This window comes from Streptococcus sp. OMI750 (assembly GCF_047463895.1).
GTDB lineage: Bacteria > Bacillota > Bacilli > Lactobacillales > Streptococcaceae > Streptococcus.
Window position 1 is genome coordinate 91026 of record NZ_JASHCZ010000005.1, and the last position, 15469, is coordinate 106494.

Here is a 15469-nt window from a genome sequence, read left to right on the forward strand (position 1 = left end):
AATGGACAAAAAAGTGATAATTAATGCATTTTTTGCTAAAAATATGTTACAATAAATATGATTAGGACTAATTGGAGGTATTTATGTCACAAAGGAGACGGAGTCGTCGTTCAGAGCATAAGTGGGGGCAATTGCGAATCGTTAATTCCGTATTGCTTATTTTTTTGCTTATAACCGCGAGTTGGGCGACCTATACCATGTTGGCCAATAACATCTTGGCTTTTCGCTATGTTAATGTTCTCGTGATGGTGCTACTAGCTGTTCTCTTGCTCTTATCAGCTTGGTTTGTGATCAAAAATCAGGCCAAAAAGACAGCTTTGGTCCTGCTTCTTGTCGGCTTATTGGCTAGTTCAGGAGTTTTGTTTGCTAGTCAACAGCTGCTAAATCTGACGAGTAATGTCAATGGGCACTCCAACTATACAGAGTTTGAGATGGCTGTCTATGTCAAGAAAGACAGTGAGATCAAAGACATCAAAGAGATTAAAGAAGTGGTAGCCCCAAAGGGTAACAATAACGAAGCCAATCTTACGGCCCTCTTGGACAATATCAAAAAGAACAAGGGACAGGAAATCTCCGTAGTGGACGCACCGACTTATCTAGATGCCTATAAGAGCCTGCAAGAAGGGAATGCTTCTGCCATGGTGCTCAACAGTACCTTTGAAGATACTATCGCTGCTGAAGATGCCGACTATGCGAAGAAGTTGAAGAAAATCTATTCCTACAAGATTCGAAAAGAAGTGGCGGCGACAAGTAAGGTATCTGCAGATGCAGATGTCTTTAACATCTATGTCAGCGGGATCGATACCTATGGTCCGGTAACCTCGGTTTCACGATCAGATGTCAATATCATCATGACCGTCAATCGGAAGACCAAGCAAGTTCTGTTGACAACGACGCCGCGGGATGCCTATGTGCCAATTGCAGATGGCGGTAACAACCAAAATGACAAGCTGACCCATGCGGGAATCTATGGGGTGGATGCCTCGATTCATACCCTTGAAAATCTCTATGACATTAAGTTGAACTATTATGTCCGTCTCAACTTCACATCCTTCCTCAAGTTGATTGACCTGGTAGGGGGGATCGATGTGGAAAATGATCAAGAATTCACGAGTCTTCACGGCAAGTTCCATTTCCCTGTTGGGAAGGTCCATTTGAATTCAGAGCAAGCACTCGGTTTTGTTCGGGAACGCTACTCCCTCCAAGGTGGCGATAATGACCGTGGGAAGAACCAAGAAAAAGTCATTGCGGCCATTATCAAAAAGTTGACCTCTACCAAGGTCTTGAGCAACTACAATGAGATTATCGGGAACCTCCAAGATTCTGTCCAAACCAATATGCAGTTGCCAACCATGATGAATCTGATTAATACCCAATTGGAAACAGGTGGCTCTTATGAGGTGACTTCCCAAGCGGTTACAGGTCAAGGTCGAAATGACTTGCCATCTTATGCCATGCCAGGTTACAACCTCTATGTCATGGAGTTGGATCAAGCCAGCTTGACCAAAGCTAAGGAAACCATTCAAAAAGTAATGGAAGGAAAAGAAAAATGATTGATATCCACTCGCACATCGTCTTTGATGTGGATGATGGACCAAAGACAAGGGAAGATACCCGTGCCTTATTGGAAGAAAGCTATCGCCAAGGGGTCCGGACCATTATCTCCACTTCTCATCGTCGCAAGGGGATGTTTGAAACTCCCGAAGAAAAAATTGCAGAAAATTTTCAAGAAGTGAAGGAAATCGCAGCTCAAGTCGCGCCTGATTTGACCATTCATTACGGTGCAGAGATCTACTTTACCAATGATATCTTGAAAAAATTGGAGGAGAGAATCTTTCCACGTTTGGCAGAAACGCGTTTTGCTTTGATCGAATTCAGCATGGGAACGCCATACAAGGAGATTCATACAGCCTTGGACCGTTTGCTCCATCTAGGCATCACCCCAGTGGTGGCCCATATCGAGCGCTACAAGTGCTTGGAGAAAAATGAGGAGCGCGTGCAAGAGATGATCGACATGGGCTGCTACATGCAGATCAATAGTTCAAGTGTTCTCAAACCTCGCCTCTTTGGGGATGAGCAAAAACAACTGAAAAAACGGGCTCGGTATTTCTTAGAAAAAGACTTGGTTCACTTTGTTGCCAGCGATATGCACAATGTGGATAAACGACCGCCTTATATGGCAGAAGCCTATCGTTTGATCAAGGAAGAATACGGAGAACAACGAGCTCAACGGCTCTTTGTCGACAATCAACAGCTCTTGTTAGCGGATGAATTAATCTAACCATGAAACAGGTGGAGAGATCCACATGAAGGAGTAATTAGGAAATGAACAATCAAGAAAAACAAGCAGTGGAAATTGATGTTTTCGCTATGCTGAAGACCCTATGGAAACGCAAGTTTTCGATCGTTTTGGTCGCTCTTGTCTTTGCTATCGCAGCCTTTGGCTACAGTGCATTTTTAGCTAAGAAAGAATACCAAAGTACCAGCCGTATTTATGTGGTTAGCCGTCAAAATCAGGAAAACAACGCCTTGACCAACTCGGATTTGCAGGCAGGTTCTTACTTGGTTAAAGACTATCGTGAGATCATCCTTTCTCAAAATGTCTTGACGCAAGCCATCGAAGAATTGAAACTCGATATGACACCTGCTGAGTTGTCGAAAAAGATCAGTGTGTCTGTTCCGACCGATACTCGGATCCTCTCCATCACAGCTAAGGATGGAGATCCAAAAGAAGCTGCTCGTATCGCCAACGGCCTTCGCAATGTAGCAGCTGAAAAGATCATCTCTGTAACCAAGGTGTCAGATGTCACGACTTTGGATGAGGCAGAAGTGCCACAATCACCTTCTTCACCAAATATCCGACGCAATGTTCTTCTTGGCTTCATTGCTGGAGCTGGTCTGATGGTGGTTCTCTTGGTTGTAGTAGAAGTCTTGGACGATCGTGTCAAGAGACCAGAAGATATCGAAGAGTTGATGGGCTTGACCCTACTTGGTGTTGTGCCAGATATTAAGAAACTGTAGACTGGGGATCGCATGAATACGTTAGAAATTTCAAAAAATAAACTGCAAGAAATTCGAAAGGCAGAAGAGTACTTCAATGCCCTTGCAACGAATATCCAATTGAGTGGGGTGGATTTAAAAGTGATCGCCATCTCATCTGTACAAGAAAATGAAGGAAAATCAACCACTTCAACTAACTTGGCCGTTGCCTTTGCGCGTGCCGGTTACAAGACCCTCTTGGTTGACTGCGATATCCGGAACTCTGTTATGACAGGGGTTTTCCGTAGTCGGGATAAGATCCAAGGCTTGACGGATTTCTTGTCTGGCCGTAGCCAATTGGACCAAATTTTATATGCAACAGATTTTCCAAATTTGGATATTATTGAGTCTGGACAGGTAGCGCCAAACCCAACAGGGCTCTTGCAAAGCAAGAATTTCACTGTCATGATGGATGCCTTGCGGGATCATTTTGACTACATCATTGTTGATACTCCTCCTATCGGGGTCGTAATCGATGCGGCTATCATTGCCCAACGCTGTGATGGTACGGTCTTGATTACAGAATCTGGGGCCAATGGACGCAAGGCTGTCCAAAAGGCCAAGGACCAATTGGAACAAACAGGCACACCTTTCTTAGGAGTAGTGCTCAATAAATTTAACATTAAAGCTGCGGAGTATGGTTCGTATGGTGGATACGGAACCTACGGAGAGTATGGGAAAAAGTAAAGAATAGGATTGAGGGAAATGGGAGAAGAAAGAATCGAACTGGAAAAATTAAATATTGTTCTCTTTCAAAGTTTAGCTGTCCTGTTTTCGGCTTACATTGTGAGTCTTTTTAAAGATGCAGAATACACATCACAGACGATCGCTATTCTTTATCTCTTACATTTTGTAGCCTTTTACATTAGCAATATTGCCTATCGTTTTTACAGCAGGGGCTACCTGGATGAGCTCTTTCAGGTTTTGAAATACAATGTGTTTTTCGCTGTTGGGATCACCTTTACCTCTTTTATGCTCGATGGGGTCTTTTCCATCTCTCGTCGGGGAATGATCTACTTCTTTCTCTTTAATACCTTTGCTGTCTATATTATGGATCTCTTGCTCAAGCGCTACCGGAAGTCTATTTTGCCACGTCGGAAAAGTTCGAGAAAAATTTTCCTGATTACAGCGACCAGTCGAATGGAGAAAGTCTTTGATATTCTGAACTCGCCCAACCTCTATCATGGGCAACTGATCGGTGTGACCGTCATGGACGATACGGATTTTACCCATTCAGGCGTACGGGTCGTGCAGCCGGATCAAATGATGAATTTTGTCACCAAGGAAGTGGTGGACGAAGTGTTTATCAATCTGCCGAGTGAGGACTATAATATCAGTGACTTTGTCTCGGAATTTGAGAGCATGGGGATCGATGTATCGGTCAATCTCAATGCCTTTAACTTCACGTCATTGGGGAATAAACGGGTTCGAGAAGTTGGTGGCTTGAGTGTTGTCACCTTCTCAACCAACTTCTACAAGCCGAGTCACGTGTTTGCCAAACGCCTCTTGGACATTGCAGGAGCCCTCTTTGGACTCTTGATTTGTGGTCTAGTGAGTATCGTTTTAGTCCCTCTGATCCGTAAGGATGGTGGACCAGCCTTCTTTGTACAAAAGCGGGTCGGCAAAAACGGTCGTTATTTTAATTTCTATAAATTCCGCTCCATGCGCGTAGATGCCGAAGAGATAAAAAAAGATCTCATGGAACAAAATACTATGACCGGTGGCATGTTCAAGATGGAAAATGATCCGCGAGTAACACCAATTGGTCGCTTTATCCGGAAGACCAGTCTCGATGAATTGCCACAATTTTACAATGTTCTGATTGGTGATATGAGTCTGGTCGGGACTCGTCCCCCAACAGTTGACGAATATCAAGACTATACACCAGCTCAAAAACGCCGACTCAGCTTCAAACCAGGTATTACCGGACTTTGGCAAGTGAGCGGACGCAGTGAAATCAAGGATTTTGACGAAGTGGTCAAACTGGACGTTGCGTACATGGATGATTGGACGATCTGGAGAGACATTCAGATCTTGCTCAAGACCGTGAAGGTTGTACTTAGAAAAGAAGGAGCGAAGTAGGTTGTGAGTAAAGTAAGACAGATTCAATTAGGAGAGTTGTCCTTATTAGAAAAGTATATTGAGGTTTGTTCTAAGTACAATCTTCGCTATTATGCTTTAGGTGGGACTCTATTAGGAGCTATTCGTCACAAGGGCTTTATTCCTTGGGATGATGATATGGATTTGGGAATGCCTAGAAAAGACTATGAAAAATTCCTGGAAATTTGCGAAAAGGAATTGCCGGATCATGTCATCCTAAGAATCCATGATGATAATTTGGGTAACACATCCATCATGGATACTTCCCTTCAAATTGAATTTGGTGGGGTTGTGTGTAGTCCTTTTATCGATGTGTTTCCTTTAGATGGTTATCCATCAGATGGTTTCCACTATTTCTTACACACCAATAAAATTAAGTATTACCGTGCCCTTTCAAAAATATCTGTCATCAATCGATTGCACAATCGCGACCGAGGTTTCTTTGAAAATACAATTGTGAAGGTCTCTAAGATCCTTCACTTGGACAAATTATTAAATACAGAAAAAATTAATCAGAAATTACAGAATACGATTAAACGCTATGACTTTGAGACAAGTGCTCTTGTCGGAAATGTCTTAGGATCGTATCGCGAGAGAGAGTTGGCCTACAAAGAGGTATTTGGGGAGCCACAACTCCTTGATTTTGAAACCATTAAAATCAGTGGACATGCTGATCCGGATGCTTATCTGACAAAGATCTATGGTGATTATATGAAGTTGCCAGAAGAATCAGAGCAAAAAGGTCATTTTGAATCAACTTGGGGAGAATAAGCTTGAAAAGTTTTACAATGATGGGGGTCAGAATTGACCCTTTAACAATGGCTGAAACCGTTGCTGCTACAGAACAGTTTGTCCGAGATAAAAAACCGCTCCATTTGATGGGGGTCAACGCAGACAAACTTAATCAATGTGCGACAGATGAGGCCATCAAGAAGATTGTCAATGAGTCTGAAATCATCAATGCAGATGGTGCTTCTGTTGTTCTCGCTGCGCGCTATTTGGGCTATGCTGTGCCAGAGCGCGTGGCAGGCATCGATTTGATGCAGGAATTGCTCCATTTAGCCAATGAAAAAGGTTACTCTGTCTACTTCTTCGGAGCAAAAGAGGAAGTCTTGACAGATATGCTGGCCATCTTTAAAAAGGATTATCCGAATCTCCGAGTAGTAGGTCATCGCAATGGCTATTTCTCCACTGAAGAAGAAGAGACTATCCAAGAAGATATCCGTGAGAAGAATCCGGATTTTGTCTTTGTCGGGATTACCTCTCCTAAAAAGGAGTACTTGATCCAGAAGTTTATGGACAATGGAGTGAACTCTGTCTTTATGGGAGTGGGAGGAAGCTTTGATGTCCTATCAGGTCATATCAAGCGGGCACCTTTGTGGATGCAAAAAGCCAATCTGGAATGGTTGTTCCGTGTGGTCAATGAACCCAAACGGCTCTTTAAGCGCTATTTTGTAGGAAATGCCACTTTTATTAAGAGAGTAGTACATGAAAAACGGAAAGCAAAAAAATAACATTCTTCATATTTCGAGGACCATGGATATCGGTGGGGCTGAACGTATTGTCTATCAGTTGGCGACAGATCTTAAGGATGAATTTGACCAGGTTCATGTCGCATCAACTGGTGGATTGTGGGAAGAAAAACTAGCAGAGAATGGGATTCAACACCATCGCATTTTAGACGTCGATAGCAAACAGCCAGCTACGGTGCTCAAGATTCTTGCTAGTCTCTCCAAAATCATTAAAGAGAATAAGATCACTCTTGTTCACACCCATCATCGAATGGCTGCTTTCTACATTCGTTTATTGCAACTGCGTCATCCGAACTTGATTCATGTCTATACAGCCCATAATGTTTTTAAAGATAAATTGCCACTGTACAAATTTGCACTAGGGAGGGCTCGAACGGTTGCTGTCAGTCAAGCTGTCCAGGAAAATATCCTTAATGATGTAAAGTCAAAAAACTCTGTTATGATTTATAATGGAGTGAAAATGCAACACAGTGAACATATAGTAAATGAAATTACTAAGTGTGACGGTATCAAAATAGGCTGTATAGCTCGCCTATCCGAACAAAAAGGTTTGTCCTACCTGATCCAAGCCATGTCACTGGTGACAAATCCAAGTGTCTCCCTGTTTATTGTCGGTGACGGAGAATTGAGAAATGATTTGATAAATCAAACAAAAGAACTAAATCTGGAAGAAAGAATTCATTTTTTAGGCTACCGAAGCGATGTCTTAGAGTGTATCAATAGCTTTGACTTTTGTGTTCTTCCGTCAGTCTTTGAAGGATTTGGATTGGTCGCAATCGAGGCCTTTATGAATGGTAAAACAATGATTGCAACAGATATTCCAGGTGTAAATGAAGTAGTGAACTCTGAGAATGGGATCCTCGTCCCAGCTGAGGATCCGCAAGCCCTGGCGCAAGCAATAGAGGAATTAGCAGGGAATCCTGAGAAAAGAGCCTCTCTAGCTACTCAAGCAAAGAGGGATTATGATGCCAAGTTTAGCTATTCTATCTTTTTAGACAACTATCGTAACTTTTACCAGTCGATGAGGAAGGGTTCAAAATGAAAAAAGTAATGTTGGTGTTTGGGACGCGTCCAGAAGCTATTAAAATGTGTCCTTTGGTGAATGAACTCAAGCAGCACAATACGATTGAAACCGTAGTCTGTGTAACAGGGCAACACAAGGAAATGTTAGAACAGGTCTTGGATGTCTTCCAAGTCACTCCAGATTATGATCTTGGGATCATGAAGGCCAACCAAACCTTGTTCACCATCACGACCTCTATCTTAGAGAAAATCCAACCAGTTTTGGAGCAGGAGCAACCTGATATTGTCCTCGTCCATGGGGATACCACTACCACCTTTGCGACAGCTTTGGCGGCCTTTTATATGGGCATCAAAGTGGGGCATGTGGAAGCAGGTTTACGGACTTACAACCTTCAAAGCCCCTATCCTGAGGAGTTTAATCGTCAGGTTACTTCCATTGTGTCAGACTATAACTTTGCACCGACCCAAGTTTCGAAAGGAAACCTCTTAAAAGAGGGGCGCACCAATATTTTCGTTACAGGAAATACTGTTATTGATGCCTTAAAAACAACGGTAAAAGAAGACTACGACCACCCTATATTGGAGTGGGCAAAAGGGAGCAAGCTCATCATGTTGACGGCCCATCGTCGCGAAAATCTTGGAGAACCTATGGAGCACATGTTCCGTGCGGTCAACCGGATTTTGGATGAGTTTGAAGATGTCAAGGTAGTCTATCCCATCCACAAAAATCCAAAGGTCAGAGAATTGGCTAGTAAGATTTTTGGAGAGAATGAGCGAATGAAAATCATTGAGCCCTTGGAAGTGATTGATTTTCATAATTTCATGAACCAAAGCTATATGATCTTGACAGACTCAGGTGGGGTTCAAGAAGAAGCACCTTCTTTAGGAAAGCCCGTCCTTGTCATGCGCGATACGACAGAACGTCCAGAAGGTGTGGCTGCAGGGACTCTGAAATTGGTTGGGACAGAAGAAGAAGCCATTTATCGCAATTTTAAGCTCCTTCTGGAAGACCAAGACGAATACAAAAAGATGAGCCAGGCAAGTAATCCTTACGGGGATGGGATGGCTTGTCAACAGATTGTAGAAATTATTATGAAGGGATTAGCATAATGGAAAAGGTTTCGATTGTCATACCGGTCTATAATGTTGAGGAGTATTTACAGTATAGTGTCGGTAGTCTTAGACAACAGACCTATTCAAATATTGAAATCATCCTGGTCGATGATGGATCAACCGATCGTTCAGGAGAAATTTGCGACCAGTATGCTCAGGAAGATGACCGTATTCGAGTGTTCCATCTTCAAAACGGAGGGTTGTCTAATGCTCGAAATACAGGAGTGAAAGCTGCGACAACTGACTGGATTATCTTCCTTGATTCTGATGATTATTATGACATTAGAGCAGTCGAATATTTGGTTGGCTTAAAAGAACAGTATAAAGTTGACCTTGTATCGACACCGGTTATTGAAGTAAGAAATCATGAGGACAAAGATTTTTCGGGTGATGTAGATGAAAAAAGTTCAAGGAAATTAGATCGTCATACAGCCCTCAAAGAAATGTTCTATGGTCACCACGTTGGGACCCATTCGGGTGGAAAGTTATATAAGAGAGGGATCTTGCTCCAACACCCCTATCCAGAAGGAATGATCTACGAAGATTTGGCTGTTGCTTATGAACATATTGCTTGTTGTGAGGAAATTGCAGTCAGCGATCTAAATCTTTATAAATACTATCGAAGACCAGGGAGTATCGTAAATTCTTCTTATAGCGATCGGCTTTTGGATTTTTACAAGGCCATGGACTGGAACAGAGCCTATGTCGAGAGAGACTATCCTGATGATCCGGAAATGAAAAAAGCGGTCAATACCCGCTATGTCTTTAATGGCTTGCATGTGGTCCATGCCTTATTAGGTTCTCAAATGTATGATCAAGTCAACAAGATTCGTAAAGAGTATCGCCGCTATTGGAAAGATATTCTAATCAATTCACATATTACAAGAAAAAATAAACTCAAATACCTTCTTTTGCTCCTTTCTCCTCATTTGTATCAAAAGGTGAGAGCAAAACTAGGCTAGATTGCTAATAGCTATGTTTTAAAGAAGGAAATTGAGACAAAACAGGAGGTTTAGGATGATTTATGCAGGGATTTTAGCAGGTGGAACAGGATCACGGATGGGGATTACGGATATGCCCAAACAATTTTTGGATTTGGGTGGACGTCCTATTTTAATCCATACTGTTGAGAAGTTCTTATTAGTCCATGAAATTCAGAAAATTGTATTGGGAATTCATCCGGACTGGGTGACCTATACGGAAGACCTGGTCGACAAATACTTGGCTTCTTATAAGGAACGGATCTTGGTTGTAGAGGGAGGAAGTGACCGCAACTCTACCATTGAAAATATCATCTTGGCTATCGATAAGGTGCAACCTTTAACAGATGAGGATATTATCGTCACGCATGATTCGGTTCGTCCCTTTGTCAGCCTAAAAACCATCCAAGAGAACATTGAACTAGCTAAGAGTCATGATGTGGTGGATACAGTTGTCGAAGCGACCGATACCATTGTTCAAAGCTTAGATAATACCTTTATCACGGATATCCCAGAACGTCAATACCTCTATCAGGGTCAAACCCCTCAAACCTTTAAAATGAAAGATTTCCTTGCCTTGTATCATGACTTGAGTGACCAGCAAAAAGAAGTCTTGACAGATGCCTGCAAGATCTTTGTTATCAATGGTAAAAAAGTTGCCCTGGCTAAAGGGGAATACTCCAATATTAAAATTACGACGATTACAGATTTGAAAATTGCACGCGGTATGATTGAGGACAATTAATATGTTGAACCAAATCTTTCAGCTGACCCAGCCGAAAAATATCACCATCAAATACCAAGAAGAAGACATGAGCCGTGAAGACCTGGTGTTGATTCGCCCCTATTACATGGCTATTTGTCATGCGGATCAACGTTACTATCAAGGGAAACGGGATCCTAAGGTGCTTAAAAAGAAATTGCCCATGGCCCTGATCCATGAGTCGTCTGGTATCGTGGTAGCGGATCCTACAGGGACCTATCAACCAGGACAGATCGTGGCTATGGTTCCCAATCAGCCTCCCCATCAATCAGAGGGTGTTTTCTTTGAAAATTATTTGGAGGGGACGCACTTCTTGTCTAGTGGCTATAATGGCTTTATGCAGGAAGTCGTTGCCCTGCCGCTGGATCGTGTAGTGGCTTATCCAGAAGAAGTTCGTGGTCCCGTGACAGCTTTAGCAGAGTTTAGCAGTGTGGCCATGCATGCCATTCATCGCTTTGACCTCATTGCCCACCAACGAAGAGAGTCCGTTTTGATTTTAGGTGACGGTAGTCTTTCATATGTTGTTGCAACTTCTTTGCACTATCTTTACCCTGATTTGAAGATAACTGTAGTTGGGCGCAATAGTGATAAATTGCAATTGTTTAATTTTATCCACCAAGCGATTTTGACCAGCGAGTTGACAGAAGACCAACGGTTTGATCATGCCTTTGAATGTACTGGTGGTCAAGGAAGTGAGCCAGCTATCAATGATATTATTGATCATATCAAGCCCCAAGGAACCGTGATGTTGATGGGGGTTAGTGATAACCGGGTCGCAGTCAATACAAGAGATGTTCTTGAAAAGGGCTTGACCTTTGTTGGGTCTTCTCGTTCAGGTCGTGAAGATTTCGAGCGGGCTGTAGAGATGCTGGCTAATCGTCGCGTTCAAAGTCGTTTAAAGAATATCATCCATGTTGACGGAGAAGTTCAAGCTATTTCAGACATTCATCGTGCTTTTGCGACGGATCTAGTCACGCCGTTTAAAACAGTCTTTAAGTGGGGAATATAAACACCGATGAAAGTTCTTAAAAATTACGCCTATAATCTCTCCTACCAGTTACTGGTGATTATCTTGCCGATTATCACCACCCCTTATGTAACACGGGTTTTTAGCTCGAATGACTTGGGGACCTATGGCTATTTCAACTCCATTGTCACCTATTTTATCCTTTTGGCGACCCTAGGAGTGGCTAACTATGGAACCAAAGAGATTTCAGGACACCGGAAAGATATCCAAAAGAATTTCTGGGGGATTTATACTCTCCAGTTGGGGGCTACGATTTTATCCCTTACCCTCTATGTTCTTTTATGTCTAACCCTATCTTCCATGCAAAATCCTGTCGCCTATATTTTGGGGCTTAGTTTGGTTTCAAAAGGTCTTGATATTTCTTGGCTCTTTCAGGGGTTAGAGGACTTCCGCAAGATTACGATTCGGAATATCACGGTCAAACTGGTTGGAGTCATCTCCATCTTCTTGTTTGTCAGATCTGCCAATGATCTTTATCTCTATGTATTCTTACTAACGATCTTTGAGCTCTTAGGTCAGCTCAGTATGTGGCTACCCGCTCGTGAATTTATTGGGAAACCCCATTTTGATTTGGCTTATGCACGGGTACATTTAAAACCAGTCATTCTGCTCTTTTTACCGCAGATTGCCATTTCCCTCTATGTCACATTGGATCGAACTATGCTGGGTGCTCTCGCCTCTACAAAGGATGTGGGGATTTATGACCAAGCCTTAAAACTCGTCAATATTTTGTTGACCTTGGTGACCTCACTGGGGAGCGTCATGTTGCCTCGGGTATCGAGCCTCTTATCCTCCGGGGACCATAAGGCGGTCATTAAGATGCACCAAATGTCCTTTTTGATTTATAATTTGGTCATTTTCCCGATTATTGCCGGCATGCTAATTGTCAATGATGACTTTGTTCAGTTCTTCCTAGGGAAGGATTTCCAGGATGCACGTTATGCCATTGCCATCATGATTTTTAGAATGTTCTTTATCGGATGGACCAATATCATGGGGATTCAAATTCTAATCCCTCATAATAAAAATAAAGAATTTATGATTTCGACAACTGTTCCTGCCATTATCAGTGTCGGATTGAACCTAATCTTCCTACCAAAACTGGGCTTTATTGGAGCTGCCATTGTGTCAGTGTTGACAGAAGCTTTGGTATGGGGGATTCAACTCTACTTCACACGAACCTATCTTAAAGAAGTGCCGATTATGGGCTCAATGATGAAGATTGTGCTCGCTTCAGGCCTCATGTATGGTCTCTTGCTACTAGTCAAGTCTATTGTCCATATTTCGCCGACGCTGAATGTCGTTCTGTATGCGGTGCTTGGTGGGATCATTTATCTAATCGCCATCCTATCTCTGAGAGTGGTAGATGTGAAAGAATTAAAACAACAATTTTTAAATAAACAGTAGAGAGTAGAAAGGAAGGATATGAATTTTTAAGTAAACAAAATCTTCAGAAAAGAATGCTATAGCACAGATGTTCCCAAAGCAGGCATTTCAATCTAGACAGGATGAGCTTTTCTTTAAAAATTCTTTATCAGGTAATTTAATGATAAAAATGAAATTTGACGATCTACTGGTTGGTGTTGTCGTCTCGATTGTGATCTTCTTTAATACAATATCCACTACGATGTTAAATAAAGGCTTTTTGCATGTTGGTGCTAGCTCGCTCATAGTGGTTGTAGCGCTTTTGTTGCTTCGTTTTTTCAACAAAATTACGATTCCCTATCATTATCTCATTTTGTCTGCTATGTTATTGTTGGTAGCGGTCATGGTTTATTTTAAGACAGATAAGTTAAATTTTTTAGTTTATTCTCTCTTAATGGTTTTGTTGGTCAATGCGGACAGGAAAGTCATTTTAAAAACTTATGTAGGTGTTGTAGGTACGATTGTCCTTACAGTATTTCTATTGTCATTATTAAAGGTAGTTCCAAACTTACAATATAGTCGGGGTTCCGTTATCCGTAATTCATTTGGGTTTATCTATCCAACAGATTTCGCAGCCCATTGTTTCTACCTCTATGTTGCGATCTCCTATTTGTTAAAAGACCGATATATTGTCTTACGATCTCTAAGTGGCGTTCTCTTAGCTTTATTTATTATGAAGTTCTGTGATGCTCGTATGAATGCGGTCTCACTATTGGTCGCTGTCTTACTGTTTCTCTTCTTTTATTTCACAAAGGAGAAGAAGCTGAAGTTGTATCACTTGTTGCCCTATTCGGTCATCCTTTTTTCAACCGGAATGATCTATTTAACCTATCACTTCTCCTGGTCATCTCCACTTTATGTTCAAATTAATCAATTTATTACCGGCCGTTTAGCCTTGGGTAAAAATGCTTTTAATTTATATCCTTTGAATTGGTTTGGGACAAGAGGGGTTCAGTTTATTGGATCCGGGGGAAGTACAGAGTCTGTCCTCAATTATAATTATGTTGATTCGTCCTATGTTCAGATGTTATTTACATATGGTATCGTACCGGTTGCCTTATTAGTCGCCATTTATGTCATTGTTTCAAAATATGAATTCAAGAAGGGGCACTATTTATTTGTTGCAATGTTGTCCCTCATTGCGATTAATTGTATGATTGAAGCGTTTTGGTTTGTACCGACTTATAACATCTTTATGTTCACGCTCTTTGCGACAGAAGTTGTCAAAAAGAAGCCGGTCAATTCCCTCTCTTATAGTGAGGAAATTGAGGGGATTTGAAGGTTTAATCTATAGCAATGAGTCTAGTGAAACGGCTAAGAGGTTAGATGTGTTTTAAAATAGAAAAATAATGGAGTCTACTATGTACGATTATCTGATTGTTGGTGCTGGTTTGTCGGGGGCAATTTTTGCACATGAGGCGACCAAGCGTGGTAAAAAAGTAAAAGTCATTGATAAACGGGACCACATTGGTGGCAATATCTACTGTGAAGAAGTGGAAGGAATCAATGTTCACAAGTATGGTGCCCACATTTTCCATACGTCCAACAAAAAAGTCTGGGACTATGTCAACCAGTTTGCTGAATTTAACAACTATATCAATTCACCGGTAGCTAATTACAAGGGTAGCCTCTACAATCTTCCCTTCAACATGAATACCTTTTATGCCATGTGGGGAACCAAGACTCCTCAAGAAGTCAAGGACAAGATTGCCGAGCAGACAGCTGACATGAAAGATGTTGAGCCGAAAAACTTGGAAGAACAAGCGATCAAGTTGATTGGTCCAGATATCTATGAAAAGTTGATCAAGGGCTATACGGAGAAGCAATGGGGACGTTCTGCGACGGACCTTCCTCCTTTCATCATTAAGCGCCTCCCAGTGCGTTTGACCTTTGACAACAACTACTTTAATGACCGATACCAAGGGATTCCAATCGGTGGTTACAATGTCATTATCGAAAATATGCTGGGCGATGTAGAAGTAGAACTTGGGGTTGATTTCTTCGCCAATCGTGAAGAACTGGAAAGCTCTGCTGAAAAAGTTGTCTTCACAGGGATGATTGACCAGTACTTTGACTACAAGCATGGGGAGTTGGAATACCGCAGCCTTCGGTTCGAACACGAGATCTTGGATGAGGAAAATCATCAGGGTAATGCTGTGGTCAACTACACCGAGCGTGAAATTCCTTATACTCGGATCATTGAGCACAAGCACTTCGAGTATGGGACTCAACCGAAGACGGTGATTACCCGTGAATACCCAGCTGATTGGAAACGAGGAGATGAACCCTACTACCCAATCAATGATGAAAAGAACAACGCCATGTTTGCTAAGTACCAAGAAGAAGCAGAGAAAAATGATAAGGTCATCTTCTGTGGGCGTCTAGCAGACTATAAATACTACGACATGCACGTGGTTATTGAGCGAGCTTTGGAAGTCGTAGCAAATGAGTTTGATTGAAAGAAACC

At 42.0% G+C, this 15469-nt stretch carries 15 protein-coding genes; all 15 read left to right on the forward strand.

Annotation, left to right across the window (positions count from 1 at the left end):
* The first annotated feature begins 83 nt into the window (after positions 1 to 83).
* The 15 genes from QM830_RS09175 to glf all read left to right on the forward strand — a co-directional run bounded on the left by QM830_RS09175 (position 84) and on the right by glf (position 15461).
* Positions 84 to 1553, forward strand: coding sequence for an LCP family protein (locus QM830_RS09175; protein ID WP_414326622.1), 1470 nt, complete (start codon positions 84 to 86; stop codon positions 1551 to 1553).
* Complete coding sequence (cps4B, locus tag QM830_RS09180; RefSeq protein WP_414326623.1) at positions 1550 to 2281, forward strand: capsular polysaccharide biosynthesis protein Cps4B; 732 nt, start codon at positions 1550 to 1552, stop codon at positions 2279 to 2281. The genes QM830_RS09175 and cps4B overlap by 4 nt, the downstream gene beginning before the upstream one ends.
* A 44-nt stretch (positions 2282 to 2325) precedes the next feature.
* Positions 2326 to 3021 (forward strand): Wzz/FepE/Etk N-terminal domain-containing protein, encoded by a 696-nt coding sequence (locus QM830_RS09185; RefSeq protein WP_009731852.1) that lies wholly within the window; start codon positions 2326 to 2328, stop codon positions 3019 to 3021.
* Positions 3022 to 3033: 12 nt separating this feature from the next.
* Positions 3034 to 3726 carry a tyrosine-protein kinase gene (locus tag QM830_RS09190; RefSeq protein WP_414326625.1) on the forward strand — a complete coding sequence of 231 codons (693 nt, stop codon included), beginning with the start codon at positions 3034 to 3036 and terminating at the stop codon, positions 3724 to 3726.
* 18 nt (positions 3727 to 3744) lie between these two features.
* Positions 3745 to 5121: a sugar transferase gene (locus QM830_RS09195; RefSeq protein WP_414326626.1), complete on the forward strand. Its 1377-nt coding sequence runs from the start codon at positions 3745 to 3747 to the stop codon at positions 5119 to 5121.
* Positions 5122 to 5124: 3 nt separating this feature from the next.
* The gene (locus QM830_RS09200; RefSeq protein WP_414326628.1) at positions 5125 to 5910 is read left to right on the forward strand and encodes a LicD family protein; all 786 of its coding nucleotides are present in this window, start codon (positions 5125 to 5127) and stop codon (positions 5908 to 5910) included.
* A gap of 20 nt (positions 5911 to 5930) precedes the next feature.
* Entirely contained in the window at positions 5931 to 6653 is a 723-nt protein-coding gene (locus QM830_RS09205) for a WecB/TagA/CpsF family glycosyltransferase (RefSeq protein ID WP_414326680.1), read from the forward strand.
* Positions 6628 to 7713 (forward strand): glycosyltransferase family 4 protein, encoded by a 1086-nt coding sequence (locus tag QM830_RS09210; protein WP_414326629.1) that lies wholly within the window; start codon positions 6628 to 6630, stop codon positions 7711 to 7713. Before QM830_RS09205 ends, QM830_RS09210 begins: the two co-directional genes overlap by 26 nt.
* Positions 7710 to 8804 (forward strand): non-hydrolyzing UDP-N-acetylglucosamine 2-epimerase, encoded by a 1095-nt coding sequence (wecB, locus tag QM830_RS09215; protein WP_414326631.1) that lies wholly within the window; start codon positions 7710 to 7712, stop codon positions 8802 to 8804. The genes QM830_RS09210 and wecB overlap by 4 nt, the downstream gene beginning before the upstream one ends.
* Positions 8804 to 9769: a glycosyltransferase family 2 protein gene (locus QM830_RS09220; protein WP_414326632.1), complete on the forward strand. Its 966-nt coding sequence runs from the start codon at positions 8804 to 8806 to the stop codon at positions 9767 to 9769. Before wecB ends, QM830_RS09220 begins: the two co-directional genes overlap by 1 nt.
* 55 nt (positions 9770 to 9824) lie before the next feature.
* The gene (locus QM830_RS09225) at positions 9825 to 10532 is read left to right on the forward strand and encodes a 2-C-methyl-D-erythritol 4-phosphate cytidylyltransferase (RefSeq protein WP_070665026.1); all 708 of its coding nucleotides are present in this window, start codon (positions 9825 to 9827) and stop codon (positions 10530 to 10532) included.
* Between the two features lies 1 nt (position 10533).
* Entirely contained in the window at positions 10534 to 11559 is a 1026-nt protein-coding gene (locus tag QM830_RS09230; RefSeq protein WP_414326633.1) for a zinc-binding dehydrogenase, read from the forward strand.
* A gap of 6 nt (positions 11560 to 11565) precedes the next feature.
* Positions 11566 to 12984 (forward strand): flippase, encoded by a 1419-nt coding sequence (locus tag QM830_RS09235; protein ID WP_414326635.1) that lies wholly within the window; start codon positions 11566 to 11568, stop codon positions 12982 to 12984.
* Between the two features lie 139 nt (positions 12985 to 13123).
* Positions 13124 to 14281: a polysaccharide polymerase gene (locus QM830_RS09240; protein ID WP_414326636.1), complete on the forward strand. Its 1158-nt coding sequence runs from the start codon at positions 13124 to 13126 to the stop codon at positions 14279 to 14281.
* 82 nt (positions 14282 to 14363) lie between these two features.
* Complete coding sequence (glf, locus tag QM830_RS09245; RefSeq protein ID WP_414326638.1) at positions 14364 to 15461, forward strand: UDP-galactopyranose mutase; 1098 nt, start codon at positions 14364 to 14366, stop codon at positions 15459 to 15461.
* Positions 15462 to 15469 lie beyond the last annotated feature (8 nt).